This window comes from Nocardia sp. NPDC024068, from assembly GCF_040638875.1.
Classification (GTDB): domain Bacteria; phylum Actinomycetota; class Actinomycetes; order Mycobacteriales; family Mycobacteriaceae; genus Nocardia.
This window is the reverse complement of the sequence record NZ_JBEZYU010000001.1, coordinates 526,434-541,838: the sequence shown is the minus strand read 5'-3', so window position 1 is coordinate 541,838 and position 15,405 is coordinate 526,434. Positions and strand designations below refer to the sequence as shown.

13 protein-coding genes are annotated in these 15,405 nt (G+C 69.5%); 8 read left to right on the top strand and 5 right to left on the bottom strand.

What is annotated here, in order from left to right; all coding sequences use genetic code 11:
- The first annotated feature begins 26 nt into the window (after window positions 1-26).
- Window positions 27-548: an MmpS family transport accessory protein gene (locus AB0F41_RS02340; RefSeq protein ID WP_357420862.1), complete on the top strand. Its 522-nt coding sequence runs from the start codon at window positions 27-29 to the stop codon at window positions 546-548.
- A gap of 95 nt (window positions 549-643) precedes the next feature.
- On the opposite strand, the gene AB0F41_RS02335 is transcribed toward AB0F41_RS02340, so the two are convergent.
- Window positions 644-2,200, bottom strand: coding sequence for an NERD domain-containing protein (locus AB0F41_RS02335; protein ID WP_357420861.1), 1,557 nt, complete (start codon window positions 2,198-2,200; stop codon window positions 644-646).
- 313 nt (window positions 2,201-2,513) lie between these two features.
- On the opposite strand from AB0F41_RS02335, the gene AB0F41_RS02330 reads away from it, so the two are divergent.
- The 4 genes from AB0F41_RS02330 to AB0F41_RS02315 all read left to right on the top strand — a co-directional run bounded on the left by AB0F41_RS02330 (window position 2,514) and on the right by AB0F41_RS02315 (window position 6,740).
- Window positions 2,514-3,635: an acyl-CoA dehydrogenase family protein gene (locus AB0F41_RS02330; protein ID WP_357420860.1), complete on the top strand. Its 1,122-nt coding sequence runs from the start codon at window positions 2,514-2,516 to the stop codon at window positions 3,633-3,635.
- Window positions 3,632-4,867, top strand: a complete 1,236-nt coding sequence (locus AB0F41_RS02325) for an acyl-CoA dehydrogenase family protein (RefSeq protein ID WP_357420859.1) — start codon at window positions 3,632-3,634, stop codon at window positions 4,865-4,867. The genes AB0F41_RS02330 and AB0F41_RS02325 overlap by 4 nt, the downstream gene beginning before the upstream one ends.
- A gap of 326 nt (window positions 4,868-5,193) precedes the next feature.
- On the top strand, window positions 5,194-6,288 hold the full coding sequence (locus AB0F41_RS02320; protein WP_357420858.1) for a molybdopterin-dependent oxidoreductase: 1,095 nt from the start codon (window positions 5,194-5,196) through the stop codon (window positions 6,286-6,288).
- Entirely contained in the window at window positions 6,285-6,740 is a 456-nt protein-coding gene (locus AB0F41_RS02315; RefSeq protein WP_357420857.1) for a hypothetical protein, read from the top strand. Before AB0F41_RS02320 ends, AB0F41_RS02315 begins: the two co-directional genes overlap by 4 nt.
- Window positions 6,741-6,762: 22 nt before the next feature.
- On the opposite strand, the gene AB0F41_RS02310 is transcribed toward AB0F41_RS02315, so the two are convergent.
- Complete coding sequence (locus tag AB0F41_RS02310) at window positions 6,763-7,815, bottom strand: phosphotransferase family protein (protein WP_357420856.1); 1,053 nt, start codon at window positions 7,813-7,815, stop codon at window positions 6,763-6,765.
- A gap of 125 nt (window positions 7,816-7,940) precedes the next feature.
- Window positions 7,941-8,465, bottom strand: coding sequence for a VOC family protein (locus AB0F41_RS02305; protein WP_357420855.1), 525 nt, complete (start codon window positions 8,463-8,465; stop codon window positions 7,941-7,943).
- 163 nt (window positions 8,466-8,628) lie between these two features.
- On the opposite strand from AB0F41_RS02305, the gene AB0F41_RS02300 reads away from it, so the two are divergent.
- The 3 genes from AB0F41_RS02300 (at window position 8,629) to AB0F41_RS02290 (ending at window position 12,698) form a co-directional block, all read left to right on the top strand.
- Entirely contained in the window at window positions 8,629-9,723 is a 1,095-nt protein-coding gene (locus AB0F41_RS02300) for a PQQ-dependent sugar dehydrogenase (protein WP_357420854.1), read from the top strand.
- Window positions 9,724-9,846: 123 nt separating this feature from the next.
- On the top strand, window positions 9,847-12,156 hold the full coding sequence (locus tag AB0F41_RS02295) for an esterase-like activity of phytase family protein (RefSeq protein ID WP_357420853.1): 2,310 nt from the start codon (window positions 9,847-9,849) through the stop codon (window positions 12,154-12,156).
- An 80-nt stretch (window positions 12,157-12,236) separates the two neighbouring features.
- Window positions 12,237-12,698 carry a hypothetical protein gene (locus AB0F41_RS02290; RefSeq protein ID WP_357420852.1) on the top strand — a complete coding sequence of 154 codons (462 nt, stop codon included), beginning with the start codon at window positions 12,237-12,239 and terminating at the stop codon, window positions 12,696-12,698.
- On the opposite strand, the gene zapE is transcribed toward AB0F41_RS02290, so the two are convergent.
- Window positions 12,692-13,762: a cell division protein ZapE gene (zapE, locus tag AB0F41_RS02285; RefSeq protein ID WP_357420851.1), complete on the bottom strand. Its 1,071-nt coding sequence runs from the start codon at window positions 13,760-13,762 to the stop codon at window positions 12,692-12,694. The two genes, AB0F41_RS02290 and zapE, sit on opposite strands and share 7 nt — an antisense overlap.
- 93 nt (window positions 13,763-13,855) lie before the next feature.
- On the bottom strand, window positions 13,856-15,322 hold the full coding sequence (locus AB0F41_RS02280; RefSeq protein WP_357420850.1) for an NAD(P)/FAD-dependent oxidoreductase: 1,467 nt from the start codon (window positions 15,320-15,322) through the stop codon (window positions 13,856-13,858).
- Window positions 15,323-15,405 lie beyond the last annotated feature (83 nt).

Below are 15,405 nucleotides of genomic sequence, written 5' to 3'. Positions count from 1 at the left end.
CATGTCCTTCGACCAGAGGAGTCACATTGACCAACCCTCCCGGCGACCAGACCCCGTACCGCGGACCGCGCGAGGAGCAGGATCGGCCTGCCGGGGCGAGGTCGCCGGGGCGGCCGGCGAGGAGACCGAGATGGCCCTGGATCGCGGGCGGCGCCGTGCTGGTGTGCGGGTTGCTCGCCGGCGGTGGGACCGCGGTGGTCGAGGGCGTGCGGAACCTGGCTGTCCGCGAGGCCGCGCCGGCACTCACGGTGACCTACCGGGTGGAGGGGACGGGCACCGGTATCTCCATCAGCTACCTGGGTCGCGACCTCGGCGTGGCCCGGGAGATCGCGGCCGCGGTGCCGTGGACCAAGGATGTGCCGATCTTCGACCTCGGCAGGATCGTTTCCCTGACCGCCACCAACAGCGCGCACGGCGGTGACATCACCTGCCGCATCCTGGTCGCGGGGCGGGTGCTGTCCGAGCAGACCTCCTCCGGCCCGTACGCGTCGGCAGGCTGTTCGGGGGACGCCGACGGACCCCGCCCGGATGAGGACCGACCGCGATAGTCCCGAACCCGGCCGGGCGCAATGGGGCAGGGGGACCTTCCGGAAGTGGTGTGGTCGCAGGTTCGTCGGCGACGGGATCGTGCGGGGCCCGGGGTTCAGCAATTCGGCTGGAACGGGAAACACGTCCGGGCAGATGGTGGGGCGGGAGCCGGGGGCCGGGGTGGTACCGCGGCGGGCGGAGGTGCAACGACCGGTTGTTCGGCGACCGAGCTGATCTGCTGCTCGGGGACGGTTTCCGGGGGCGCGGTCTCCCCGCCGGCGCGGCCGAGCAGCCACAACCCGGCGCCGAGGGCGGCGATCACGGCGAAGGCGGCGGCGGTCTGATAGTGGGCGCGGCGGTGGCCGGATTGCACCGGCCCGGGTTCGGCGGGGGTGTGGGGCGCGGGTTCGGGACGCGGCGGCGTACCGGCTGCTGTGTCCGTGTCCGTGTCCGTGTCCGTGTGCGTCGGCGGAGCCGCGAGGGACGCCGCGCCGGGGGCGGGTGTAGGCAATGCACGGCTCGGAGGGGTCGTTGGGGAGGCAGCGTCCGGGGGGTGTGTCCGGGAGTCGGTGCCTGGAGGGTGCGTCGGGGAGGCAGCGTCCGGGGGGTGCGTCGGGGAGTCGGTGCCTGGAGGGTGCGTCGGGGAGGCAGCGTCCGGGGGGTACGTCGGGGAGTCGGTGCCTGGAGGGTGCGTCGGGGAGGTATCCGACTCCGGGAGTCCAGGGGCTTCCGGCGGTCTCGGGGGTGCGGGCGGGGCCGGCTCGGACCTCGGATTCGGCGCGGGCACGTGCGGTGTGGAGGTGACCACGGGGGCAGCGGATTCCGAGATTGGGAGACTCGGGGCCGCCAGGACTACCGAGGACGGGCCGGCGTGCGGATCCGCTTTCTTCCGAGCCGGTTCTCCCGGCACAGGCTCCGGCTCCGACGCAGGCCCCGCCGGCGACACCCTCCCCGTCTCCGACCCCGGCGGTGATGCCGATTCCCCCGACCCCGCCGCCGCCGCCGATTCCGGCGCCGGGGAAATCGGTGTCGGAGATGAGGGCGCGGGGAGCGCGGACTCCAGGGGGAAGCCTTCGTCGGCCAGCGCGGCGACGGTGGTCCGGCCGCCGTATTCCAGCGCTTCCACCAGTGCGTAGGCCTGCTCCGCGGTCCACACCACCGCGCTGCGGTGATGGGCGCGATGGAACCAGGCGCGCAGCGGATTCTGGGTGCCGCACAACAGCACATCGCAGCCCTGCGGCGGCGCGGATTTCTTTTCGAGCCGCATCGCCGACCCACGCGGCGGCACCACCACCACGAGACCCGAGATGAATCCGCCGCCGTCGAGCTGTCCCGCCGCCGCCTTGAGTTTGAAGACCGCCTCGCGGACCTGGTCGTAGGGTGTCGTGTCGTCACCGCGCACGCCGACCGGATCGCCCTCGAACTCCGGCACCTGCCACGGACTGTTGGTGGTGCACTGCAGGACACCGCCGGTGACCCGCGGGTCGACGCCCTTGATCTCACCCACCAGGGTCGTATGCGGGGTGACCACCACCAGATCGACTTCCTGTCCGGCGAGGTAGCAGTTCATGATCGCGACACCGGGAACCCGGTAGTCCCCCTCCCAGCGCCGCAGCCATCCGGCCACGCGTTTCTCCGCGCCCGATCTGAGCTTGTCGGCGATGACGAGCATCGCGACCACCCCTCCCTGTCGCCGGTGATGGGGACACGATATCCGCCACCGCGAACCCGCGAACGAATCCCCTTGCCCCGCCTGCGTTCATCGGACACCGTCCGGAACCGCGGATCGCGGCGAAGCGCGCACGGGGTCGTCGCGTACCCGCGCCCCACCTGCACCGTTGCCGCCGGCTATTGCGGAAACGGCATACCGTGCGGTATTCGACTTATGGGAGCGCCATCGGAGGCCGCGCCGATTCGTCGGCTCCGTGCCGTCGCGGTGTTCACCGCTGCATCGCAGCCGAGAAAACGCCGCATCGGAGGACCACATGCTGTTCGATATCACGCCTGAACAGGAGTTCTTCCGTTCCACCACGGCGAAGTTCCTGAGCGCGCGGGCCCCGGCGGCCCAGCTGCGCGCACTCCGATACGACGAGCACGGATTCGAAGCGCAGTACTGGAGTCGCGGAGCCGAACTCGGCTGGACCTCGCTGCTGGCGGGGCAGGATTCGATCAGCGGCCGGCCGGTCGTGGATCTCACGCTGATCGCCTACGAATTCGGCCGCCATGCCGCACCGGGCCCACTGGTCCCGGCCAATATCGCGGCCGCCGCGTTGAACGACACCGGCACTCATCCGGAGGTCCTCGCCGAACTGGTATCCGGTGAATCCGTCGCGACCTGGTGTCATGCCGAACCCACGCCGCATCACGCGCTCGGGGCGGTCGGGCTGGAGATTCGCGCCGACGGCGGGGATCTGGTGCTCGACGGCGTCAAACAACCGGTCGAGTCGGCCGGGGCGGCCCGGTACCTGCTGGTCACCGGGCGGTGCGAGGGCGGGCTCACCCAGGTTCTGGTGCCCGCGGACGCCCCCGGGGTGTCGGTGACCCCACTGCGCTCTCCCGATATCACCCGCCGGTTCTCGGCGGTCGCCTTCGACGGTGTCCGGGTTCCCCGCACCGCGCTGGTGGGTGAACTCGGTGCGGGTGCACAACAGATCGAGCGGCAGCTGGAACTGGCGGTGGCGGTGCAGTGCGCCGAAACGACCGGGTCCATGCAGACAGGGTTCGAGATGGTGCTCGACTGGGTGTCCGACCGCTATTCGTTCGGGCGCCCGCTGGCGTCGTATCAGGCGCTGAAACACCGGATCGCCGATCTGAAATCGTGGCTGGAGGCGGGGCACGCGATCGCCGACAGCGCCGCCGCCGCGGTCGACGCGCGCAGTCCGGAAGCGGGCGCGCTGACCGATGCCGCGCAGGCGTTCATCGGGCAGCACGGCCCGGAACTCCTCCAGGACTGTGTACAACTGCACGGCGGTATCGGCCTGACCTTCGAACACGATCTGCATCTGTTCCTGCGTCGCGCCACCGTCAACCGCATGCTGTACGGCACGCCGGCCGAACACCGCCGCCGCCTCGCCGACCGTCGCATCGAACAGGAGCTGCCGGTATGACCGTCGAAACCGTCGAGAACTTCCGGCTGCGGGCCCGCGCCTGGATCCGGGCCGAACTCGGCCCCTACCGTGCCGAAGCCACCTCCGGGCTGCGGAAAACGGCGCGCGCCGACGAGCTGGCGGCGGTCGCCTACGACCGGCAGCTGCAGCGCAGGTTCTACGACGCCGGGTTCGCCGGTATCGCCATCCCGGCCGACTACGGCGGGCAGGGACTCACCGCCGCCCATCAGCGGGCCTTCACCGACGAACTCGCCGGTTACGAATATCCGTCCCGGTTCCAGGTTCCGACCATGTCGCCGTGCGCGGCGGTGCTGCTCGATTTCGGCACCGAGGAGCAGAAGCGCCGCCATATTCCGGCCATGCTGCGCGGTGAGGAGATCTGGATGCAGTTCCTCTCTGAACCCAGCGGCGGCTCCGATGTGGCGGGTGCGGTGACCACCGCGGTCCGTGACGGTGACGACTGGGTGCTCAACGGCGCCAAGATCTGGACCACCGGCGCCTGGTACTCCGACTGGGCCCTGTGCCTGGCCCGGACCAACTGGGATGTTCCCAAACACCGCGGGCTCACCGTATTCATCCTGCCGATCCAGCAGCCGGGAATCGCGGTGCATCAGATCGAGATGCTCAACGGCGCCCAGGATTTCTGCCAGGAATTCCTCACCGATGTCCGCGTACCCGATTCCGACCGGATCGGTGCCGTGGACGACGGCTGGACGGTCGGGACCCGGTGGATGTTCCACGAACGGCTGCTCTCGGAATCCCCGTACACGACGGTGCCGGAGAAACCCGCCATATCCGATCGCACCCCGGTGGAGATCGCCCACCACGCCGGAACCCTGGACGACCCCGGAGTCCGTGATCTCATCGGTGAATCGGAGATGCTCGAGATCGTCGGCACCGAATTGCAACGGCGGCTGGGCGCCGGGATGGTGTCGGGCGCGATATCCGATCATTCGGCCGCCCTCGGCCGCCTGTTCCGCGGGCTCGCCGAAACACGGCGGGCGACGATCGAATTCGAGATCGCCGGGTCCGGCGGCGCGGTGTGGACCGAGGAACTCGGCGATATCGGGGATACGTTCCTGATGCGTCAGGTGAGTTGTATCGGGGGCGGGACCACCGAGATGGCACGCAATGTGATCAGTGAACGGGTGCTCGGTATGCCGCGGGAAGCGCGTTCCGATCACAACGTCCCCTTCCGGGACGTTCCTCGAGGCGGTCGCCGGTCCTCGTGACGCCCACGTGGGCGGTGGCGAGCGAGCTGCGGAAGATCTGTCCAGGGCTGCGGCTCATCACGGGCGGCGGCACCACATAGGCTGGGACATCCGGGTGATCCACAGATATTGCGAACGGTCGCCCGGCCGGATCGGACGGCCCAAGATCGGTGGCCCGGCGACTCGGCCGCGCGACCCGCTGGTCATGTCACGGATTTCGCCGGTTCGACGCCTAGCGTGACAGGTATGTCCCCAGATCGGACCGATACCGCCGGGCGGCGCACCGGCCCGGGCCGGTGCCGCGATGCAGCCGGCTCCCCGTCCGGCCCGCGCGGGCGGTCTCGTCGATGAGCGGGCGGGGGCCCGACGTCGCCGCCAGGGTCGGGCGGTGGCTGGGCGCCGCGATAGTCGTCTGTTTCCTCACCGGGCTGCTCAGTCATCTGATCCAGCACCCGCCCGGGTGGTTCCGGTGGCCGGCGAACCCGGCCTGGCTGTACCGCGTCACCCAGGGCACCCATGTGCTGTCCGGTATCGCCGCGATACCGCTGGTGCTGGTGAAACTGTGGGCCGTGTACCCGCGACTGTTCGCCCGCCCGATTCTGGGCGGGCCGCGGCGGGTCCTCGAACGGTTGTCGATCGCGGTCCTGGTCGGGTCGGTCCTGTTCCAGCTCGCCACCGGTCTGTCGAATATCGCGCAGTTCTACTGGTGGGATTTCTATTTCCCGTCGGCCCACTACGCGATGGCCTACATCGCCGTGGGGGCGCTGGCCGTCCATCTCGCGGTGAAACTGCCGGTGATCCGCGACGCCCTGGGCGCGCGGCCGGGCCCGCCGCCCGATACCGCGACCCGGTTGTCACGCCGGGCCGCGCTGGCCGGAGCCGGTGTCGCGGCCGTCGCGGCCGTTCTCACCGTGGCCGGGCAGTCGGTCGGGTTTCTACGCCCGCTCGCGGTGCTGGCCCCGCGCAGCGGGAAGGGGCCGCAGGGACTTCCGGTGAACCGCACGGCGGCCCGGGCCGGTATCGAAGAACCGGCCCGTGACCCCGCCTACCGCTTGACCGTGGTCGTCGGCGCGCAGCGCCGCGAGTTCACCCGCACCGAACTCCTCGCGCTTCCCCAGACGGCCGTGCGTCTTCCCATTGCCTGCGTAGAAGGATGGAGCGCCACCGCCCACTGGACCGGAATCCGGCTCCGGGATCTCCTCGCGGCGGTAGGGGAGTCCCGGGTCGGCGATGTCGGGTTCGAATCACTGGAACCCACCGGCCTGTATCGGGTGTCTCGACTCCCGCACCCCCATGTGGTCGACGACCGCACCCTGATCGCGCTCACTGTCAACGGTGAGACCCTGGATCTCGATCACGGATACCCGTGCCGCCTCATCGCACCCAATCGCCCCGGTGTGCTGCAGACGAAATGGTTGTCCCGGATAGAGGTGCTCGGATGACCGGCACCCGCGTCCTGCTCCTGCTCGGTGGTCTGGCGCTCGCCGGATACGGAGCCACCCTGCTCGTGGACCTGGGCCCCGACGTCGTCCGTGAGATCGCCCTCTGGGCGCTCCTCGCGATCGCGGCGCACGACGCGGTGTTCGCTCCGCTCTGCGCGGCCGCCGGATACTCGGTGGGCAGGGCGGTCCCGGCGAACTGGTGGGGTGCCCTCACCTGCGGCGCGGTGTGCACCGTCACGCTGATCCTGGTGGCGCTTCCGGTCCTGCTGGCACCGGCGTCCGACAACGCGAGTCTTCTCGACCGCAACTACCCGGTGGGACTCGCGGTCGCGGTCGCGGTGGTGTGGACGCTGCTGTTGTGCGGCCATCTGATGAACCGCCGTCGACATGGTGGATGGGCGAAACGGTTCTCCGGATCTGTGGCCGGGGACGGAAACTCGGGGCAGCGCTGACTCGGGGCAGCGCTGACAACGATCAGCGTGTTCCGCTTGTCGTCAGGATCTCGCGCGCGGCGTCGGCGAGCCGCGCCGGGCGCCGGGAGAGCTCCGCCACGTCGACGTCCTGTGCACCCATCACCCCGGCGCGGAAGCGTGCCGCCACCCCCTCCGCGATGGCCGCCAGCCGCCACAGGGCGAAGGCCTGGTAGTAGGGCAGATCGTCGAGAGCGCGACCCGTGGCGTCGGCATAGCGCGACAGCACGGCATCGAGGTCGAGGTAGCCCGCCGCGGGTTCGGGGGCCCAGCCGAACACCTCCGCCGACGACCAGGAGGCCGCGAGCCAGCCGATATCGGCCATCACATCACCGACGGTCCACAGCTCCCAGTCCAGGACCGCCCGGACGGTGCCGTCGGTCCCGATCAGCAGATTGCCCGGGCGGAAGTCGCCATGGGCGATACCGGTCCACCGTTCGGCCGGCATGTTGCGGGTCAGCAGTTCGTGGACATCCCAGAGTGGGCCCGGACCGACACCGCCGGCGCTCAGCTGGCGATGCCAGCGGCGCAACTGACGTTCGAGATAGCTCCCGGATCTGCGCAACTCGGCCAGTGGGCCGGTGGTGGTATCCACGGCGTGGACCGCTGCGAGCGTATCGACGATAGCGCGGGACGCGGCGGCCCGGCTCGCGCGCGGAATACCGGCGGCCGCTTCGGCATCGTCCGGGACTATCCCGTCCACGAATTCCATGACGTAGAAGTCCGCGCCGGTCACGGCATGGTCGGTGCAGCAACCCAGGACCGGCGGGACCGGGACCGGGCTGTCGGCGAGCAGGTCGAGGATCCGGAACTCCCGCACCACATCGTGCGCGGAGGCCAGGACGTGCCCGGTGGGCGGGCGGCGGAGAACCCAGCGGGATCCGGCCTCATCGTGCACGCGATAGGTGAGATTGGACCGGCCACCGGTGATCAGGCCGAAACGCAGGGGTGGCTCGACCCGGGGGAGATGCTCGGCGAACCAGGTCGTGACGCGCTCCACGTCGATACCGGCGGGCGCCGACCCGGGCGTCGCTTCGTCGTACTCGTCGGGGGTCATCGATGCGCCATCTCCTCGGGTCCTGCCACCGCGGCCGTACCGCGGTTCGTCCAACGAGGTCAGTCTCCTATAAATGAGACGTTTTGCGCCAGTGTTTCATAGTGGGCGGGGCGGCGGCGATGACGTCAGGATCGGTTGCCGTGGCGGGCGTAGAGGTGGCGGTCGGTGCGGGGGCCGCCGGAGGTGTGGGCGCCGTAGCGGGCGATCTCGGCGTCCAGGTCGAGGGGTCGGGTGGGGGGAACGCCGGGGCCGAGTTCGGCGGCTACCAGGTGGTCGGGGACCAGCCAGGTGACCTCGAACTCGATACCGTCCGGGTCGCGTCCGTACAGGGCCTTGGTCGCGGCGTGGTTCGCGGCACCGGTCAGCGCGTCCGCCTCGCGGAGGCGGGTGCGGGCGCCGGCGAGGTCGGTGAGGGTTTCCACCTCCCAGGCCAGGTGGTAGAGGCCGACCGAGCCGTCGGGGGCGCGTTCACCGCGCGCCTGGAACAGGCCGAGGTCGTGGTCGTTCGCGGAGGCGGTCCCGCGCAGGAACGCGGCGCCCGGGAAATCGGCGGGGAGACGTTCGAAGCCCAGTACCCGGGTGTAGAAGTCGACGCTGCGTTCCACGTCGGAGACGAAGAGCACCGCATGGTTGAGGCTACGGATCGACATTCGGCACTCCTGGCTGTCGGACTCGGTGGCGCGGGTACCTCCGACCCTACGTTCCCCGGTGCTGCGTGAACCTCCGGCTTCCGGCCGGTGAGGTCGGCGATCCCGGAGGCCCGGCCGCGTAGCCTGAACTGATCCCGGTCCTCGGAGACGGAAGTGGCTCGGTATGGGTGTGAGGTGGCCTCGGATCAGGCTTTCCGGAACGTTCGCGGCAGCGGTGGTGCTGGCGACGGCCCTCGTCGCCTGCTCGGACGAGACCGCCGAAACGCCCGGTTCGTCGTCGAAGCCGCACCCGGCGCCGGCCGTGTTCGGTGCGACGTCGGTGGTGACGGACCGGCTCGCGGCCCCGTGGTCGATCGCGTTCCACGGTGGTGTCGCGCTGATCGGGGAACGTGATTCCGCCCGCGTCCTCGAACTCGATGCGCGCGGCGGTACGCGTGCGGTCGCCACGATTCCCGGGGTGGCCGGAACGGGGGAGGGCGGGATGCTCGGGATCGCGGTGCGCGACGGGAACCTCTACGTCTACTCCACGACGCCGGACGGAAACCGCCTCCAGCGATACCCGCTCACGGGGCAGCCCGGATCGCTGGGAATCGGACCGGGAGAAACGCTGCTGAACGAGATTGCCTCGGCGCGTTACCACAACGGAGGCCGTATCGCCTTCGGGCCCGACGGGATGCTGTACGCGACCGTCGGAGACGCCGGTGACCGTGCGAGTGCGCAGGACCGGAATGCGCTGACCGGCAAGATTCTGCGGATGACGCCCGAGGGGCGGGTGCCGCGGGACAACCCGTTTCCCGGGTCCCTCGTCTACAGCTATGGGCACCGGAATCCGCAGGGCATCGGATGGGCCGCGGACGGAACCCTGTACGCGTCCGAGTTCGGCCAGGACACCTGGGACGAGCTCAACATCATCGAGGCGGGCGGCAACTACGGGTGGCCCGAAGTCGAAGGGGCCGCGGGGCGTCCGGAGTTCATCGACCCGGTGCAGCAGTGGGAGCCCGCCGTCGCGAGCCCCAGCGGTGTGGCGGTCACCGAGGATGCGCTGTTCGTCGCCAACCTGCGCGGCGAGCGGCTCCGTGAGATCCCGCTTTCCGATCCGTCCGTATCGGCCGAACATCTGGCCGGTGAGTACGGGCGCTTGCGGGACGTGGTGACCGCGCCGGACGGCGCCCTCTGGGTGCTGACCAACAACACCGACGGCCGCGGTGACCCCCGCCCCGGCGACGACCGGGTGCTCCGCATCGTCCCGGGCCGGTGAGTCCGGCGCCCCTCCGTTGTTGGACGCTTGTCCGTTTCCCCGATTTCACCGAAGTCCCCCCGGCAGCTCACCTACCGGCGTCAAGCTCACTCGACTGCCCGGTAGAGCTGAATTCGAGGAACAATGACGACGGCGAAGACGGGTCGAGTGCTGGCGGTGGCCGCTGCCGTAGCCCTGTTGGTGGCTGGATGCTCGGGCGACGGGAACGACGGGGCCGGCTCCTCGATCCAGTGGAAACTGCCGGACTCGCAGCGTTATCACCGGGCGTCCACCTATCCGGTGTACCTGAACCGGCCGGCCGGGGAGCCGCTCGATACCGAGACGGTGGCCGAGATCTCGACCGTCACCCCGGACGGCAACACCGTCATCTACACCGACGCCGCCGCCAAACGTATCGGGTTCCTCGATATCCGTGATCCGGCGAAGCCCGCGGGCCTGGGCACACTGTCGTTGAAGGAGCTGGGCCACGCCGACGATCAGCCGACATCGGTGGTCGCGTACGGCGGGTACGTGCTGGTGGTCGTCGACACCACCGGCGGCGATTTCGCGAAGCCCGCGGGCCGCCTCGATATAGTGCGCGTCGCCGACCGGACCCGGGTGCGCAGTATCGATCTCGGTGGACAGCCGGATTCGATCGCCGTGAGCCCGGACGGGTCCTTCGCGGCGATCGCGATGGAGAATCAGCGCGACGAGGAATTCGCGCCGGCGGGCGGCGAAGAGGGGGATCTGCCGCAGCCGCCGACCGGGTTCGTCCAGCTCATCGGCCTCGCCGGAGTACCGGACGCGTGGACGGCCCGCAAGGTCGATTTCGATGTGGAGGCGGCCCGGGCCGCGGGTCTGGACAGTCCCGAGGACCTCGAACCCGAATACGTGAGTATCAACTCGCGCGGTCAGGTCGCGGTGACGCTGCAGGAGAACAACGGTATCGCCGTGATCGACGGGACCACCGCGACGGTGACGTCGATCTTCGAGGCCGGGTCCGTGGCCGTGAACGGTATCGACACCGCGGAGGACGGCGTGCTCGACCAGACGGGTTCGATCCCGGCGGCGCCCCGCGAACCCGATGCGATCGGCTGGATCGGCGACGACCATCTCGCGACCGCCAACGAGGGCGACTGGAAGGGCGGCACCCGCGGTTGGTCGATCTTCGACGCCGCGACCGGTGCGGTGGTGTGGGACGCCGGGAACTCGGTCGAGCGGCTCGCGGTACAGACCGGTCTGCACAGCGAAGGGCGTGCCGAAGCGAAGGGGCCGGAGCCCGAAGGTCTCGCGATCACCGAGATCGGCGGCCGGCCGGTGGCGCTGGTCGCCTCCGAACGCGGCAATTTCGTCGCCGTATACGACATCGGTGAGGTGACGGCTCCGAAGTTCCTCCAGATCCTGCCGACGACGCCGGGTCCGGAAGGTGTCGTGCCCGTTCCGCAACGGGATCTGCTGGTGATCGCCTCGGAAACCGATGACGCCGAGGGCCGGGTCCGCGCCGCGGTGAATATCTACGGATTCGGCGAGGCGTTCGCCGGCGGCTCGGGCACACCGGCTTTCCCGTCGATCGTGTCCGCCGAGGCCGGCGGAACGCCGATCGGGTGGGGTGCGCTCGGTGCCCTGTCCGCCGACCCGGCCGCCGCGGGCCGGCTGTACACCGCTACCGATATCGCCTACGGTCCGGCGCGCATCCTCGGGGTGGACGTGACACGCTCGCCCGCGGTCATCGATCGCGAGCTCGCGATCACCGAGAACGGCGCGCCGGTGGCGCTCGATATCGAAGGGTTGTCGGCACGGCCCGGCGGCGGTTTCGTGCTGGCCGTCGAGGGGGAGAAAGGGCCCGGCAACGAGCTGATCACCGTCGCCGCGGACGGTGGAATCGAACAGCGGGTCGCATTACCGGCCGAGATCGCGGCCGGGCTGGGCGGTCAGGGACTCGAAGGGGTCGCGGTCGACGGGGACGCGATCTGGGTGGTGTTGCAGCGGGAACTCGAGGGTGACCCGAAGGGTGTCGCCCGGATCGGTCGCTATACCCCGGCCGGCGATGCGTGGGAGTGGTTCGGCTACCGGTTGGAGAAAACGGCCGCGAAGGGCGATTGGGTCGGACTGTCCGAAATCGCGGTGCACGATGGCGGATTACTGATTCTCGAACGCGATAAACTCAACGGCCCGGACGCCGCCCTCAAAGCCGTCTACCGCGTCGAGATCCCCACCGTGAGCGGTGTGACCGGTGCCGGTGCGCCCCCGCAGGTTTTGCCGAAGAAACTGGTGCGGGATCTGCTGCCGGATCTGCGGGCCACCCGCGGTTTCGCCCAGGAGAAGGTCGAGGGTCTCACTGTCGGCGGTAACGGGAACCTGTTCGTGGTCACCGATAACGACGGCCTCGACGACGCGAACGGCGAAACGGTGTTCCTCGATCTAGGCCCGGCCGGGGCCGCGCTCGGGAACTGACGCCGTGCGCACCCGGTGGCTCGATGGGAGCCGGACCTTCCCGGCGGCGCGCGCGCCCCACACGCTCTAGGCTCTGACCCATGGGACTCGACGTGTACGCGGTCCGGCCCAGCCAGGAGCGGGTGACCGATATGGCGGCCTTCCAGCAGCTACAGGCGACGCCGGAGGAGGAGCGGGGAGAGTTCGGATGGCTGCATCCGGCCGATCTCACACCCTTCCACGATCTCCCGCGCGATTTCGCCGAGGGCGGCCTGTTCTGGCCGTCCGACGGCGACCCCACCGGGTTCCGGGGGCAGGTGTACGAGAAATGGGTGTCCGACGAGTTCCGGATGAGCCTGTACGACCTGTTCGACCCGGACGATGTGCGGGTCCTGCTGGAGCGCGTGGACGAATGGTTCGACCGCGCCGATGCCGGGGATGCGCAGGTTCCGCTGTTCGGCCACGACAGCGACGACGGGCACGCGCTCGAGCGGGTGCGGGCCTTCGCGGCGTTCCTGCGAGCCGCGGCGGACCAGGATCTCTGGTTCTTCCCGGACTACTGATCCACGCGGGCGGCCGCCGGGCCGGCGCCCTGTAGCAGGGACAGCCGGCTGGCGGTGCGGTGGATATCCGGGGGCAGGTGGTCGCCGGAGAGGCATGCGGTGAGCGGCGCCGCCGCGATGAGGTCGGCGGTGATATCGCGGTCGCAGAGCACGTCGACGAGGTTGGCGAAACGCTGGACGGCATCGCGGGTGGTACCGGACAGGACCGGGATGCCGGAGAGGGTCCAGCGGCGGAAACGATCGGTGAGTGCCAGATAGTCGATGGTGGAGTGGGGGCGGTCGCACAGTTCCGTGAAATCGAACCAGACCGCCTCGCCGCGGACGGCGCGCGCGAGAACGGTGTGGGTGCCGACCGTGACCGGTCGCCGTTCGGCGGGCAGTGGGGCGTGCAGGCCGGCGGCGGTCAACTGTTCTCCGGTACCCGGCCAGAGGTAGCGGCCGCCGCGGAAGCCGGCCGGCACCGGCCCGGCCCGGTGGGTGCGGCGATAGTCCCGGGGGCCATCCACGGCGACGATATCGAGTGTCCGCTCCAGTGCGGCCGCGACCGGTTCGATCAAATGGTGGAACAGCGGATTGGGCAGCAGACCCGAGGGCGGATAGTTCGACGTGGCCACCAGAATGATCCGCTGTGCGAAAAGGGAGCCCAGCACCCGGCCGATGATGGTGGCGTCGCCGGGGTCGTGCACATGGAATTCGTCGAAACACACCAGGCGGTAATCGCCGAGCAGATCCCGCACCGCCCGATCACAGGCGTCGCGCGCGCCGCGGTGGGCGGCGTAGCGGCCGTGGAACTCGCGGAAGAATTCGTGGAAATGCACCCGGTGCCTGCGGGTGGGTGCGGCGTCGTAGAAGGTATCGGCGAGCCAGCTCTTACCGCGGCCCACCGGACCCCAGAGGTATACCCCGCGCGGGGTCGCACCGAATACCTTTCGGCGCCCGGATAATTCGGAACCCAGTTGGGAGAGCCGGGCCGCGGCGGCGCGTTGCGGGTCGTCGAGAACGAATCCGCGGCGCCGTGCCGCCGACTCGAAGACATCCGGTGCCCATCCGCTCGATTTCCCCACCGCGATACCTCCTCCGGGTCCCGGAGCCAGCCTGGCAGGCCGGCGCCACCGAGCCCAGAGACGAGTCGCACATGTGAGGATCGTCGCGGTGGATCACGCGGCGGGAGTGAGGGTGTAGTCGTCCGGGTCGAGGGTGCGCACCCGGCGCCGGTAACGGGTGACGGTGCCGGGCCAGTTGTTGGTGATCTTGCCGGCCGCGTTGCGATACCAGCTGGAGCAGAAGTTCCAGGGGGTGCGGTCGAGACGTTTCTGCAACTCGTCGTTGAACGCCCGCTCGGTCTCGGCGCGGACCTCGAGGGTATGCCCGGGAGTGGCGTCGAGCAGCTGCACCGCCTGGCGGATATAGCGCGACTGCGATTCGATCATGTAGATGATCGAGCCGACGCCGAGGTTGGTATTCGGTCCGTACACCATGAACAGATTCGGGAATTCCGGCACCGTGATCCCGTAGTAGGCGTGCGCGCCGTCGGCCCAGGTGTCGGCGAGTTCGCGTCCACCGCGCCCCCGGATCCGCATCGGCCACAGGAATTCGGTGCCCTTGAATCCGGTGCCGTAGATGATCACATCGGCTTCGTGGAGGGTGCCGTCGCCGGTGCGGACGCCCTGCGCGGTGATCTCGGTGACGGCCGCGGTGGTGACCTCGACATTGGGCCGGGTGAGCGCCGGGTAGTAGTCGCTGGAGAACAGGGTGCGTTTACAGGCGATCGGGTAGTCGGGGGTCAGTTTCGCGCGGAGTTCGGGGTCGTCGACATTCTTGGTGAGATTGCGCGCCGCCATCCGGGAGACCAGCCGGCTGATGATCGGCAGTTCCACCAGTCCCAACGAGGAGATTTCGGCGGTGAGCCACCAGCCGAGTCGTTCCAGCAGCAGCATGCCGGGAATCTTGGCGAAGAGTTTGTGCTGGATGGGGGAGTAGTCGGTATCGAATTTGGGCAGCACCCAGGCGGGGGTGCGCTGGAACAGAGTGAGCTGCGCGACCTGCGGCTGGATCGCCGGAACGTATTGGATGGCGCTCGCGCCGGTGCCGATACACGCCACCCGCTTACCCGTGAGATCGACGCCGTGGTCCCACAGCGCGGAGTGGAAGGCGGAACCGGTGAAGCTCCCGATCCCCGGGATATCCGGCAGTTGCGGGCGCGACAGCTGGCCGACCGCGGAGATCAGGACATCCGCCACGCGGGTGTCGCCGTCGGCGGAATGGACGGTCCAGCGGCCGGATTCCTCGTCGAAGACGGCATCGGTGACCTCGACGTCGAATTCGATCCGGTCGAGTAGCCCGTGCCGTTCGGTGACGCCGCGCAGGTATGCGTGGATCGCCGCCTGACCCGAGTAGCGCTGCGGCCAGTCGGGCTTCTGTTCGAAGGAGTAGGAGTACAGCGGGGACGGCACATCACAGGCCGCGCCGGGATAGGTGTTCTCCCGCCACACCCCGCCGAGATCGGGGGCCTTCTCCAGAATGGTGATGTCGCCGAACCCGTGGCGGCGTAGTTCGATCGCCACGCCGATCCCGCCGAATCCGGCGCCGATGACGAGAACCGACACCGGGCATCCCGCACTCATATGAACTCCTGTTCCTTCGTGTGTTCTATCTCACTTTAGAACGCCGGTGGGGAGCCGGATCGATACTTTCGGCCAAAGATCGG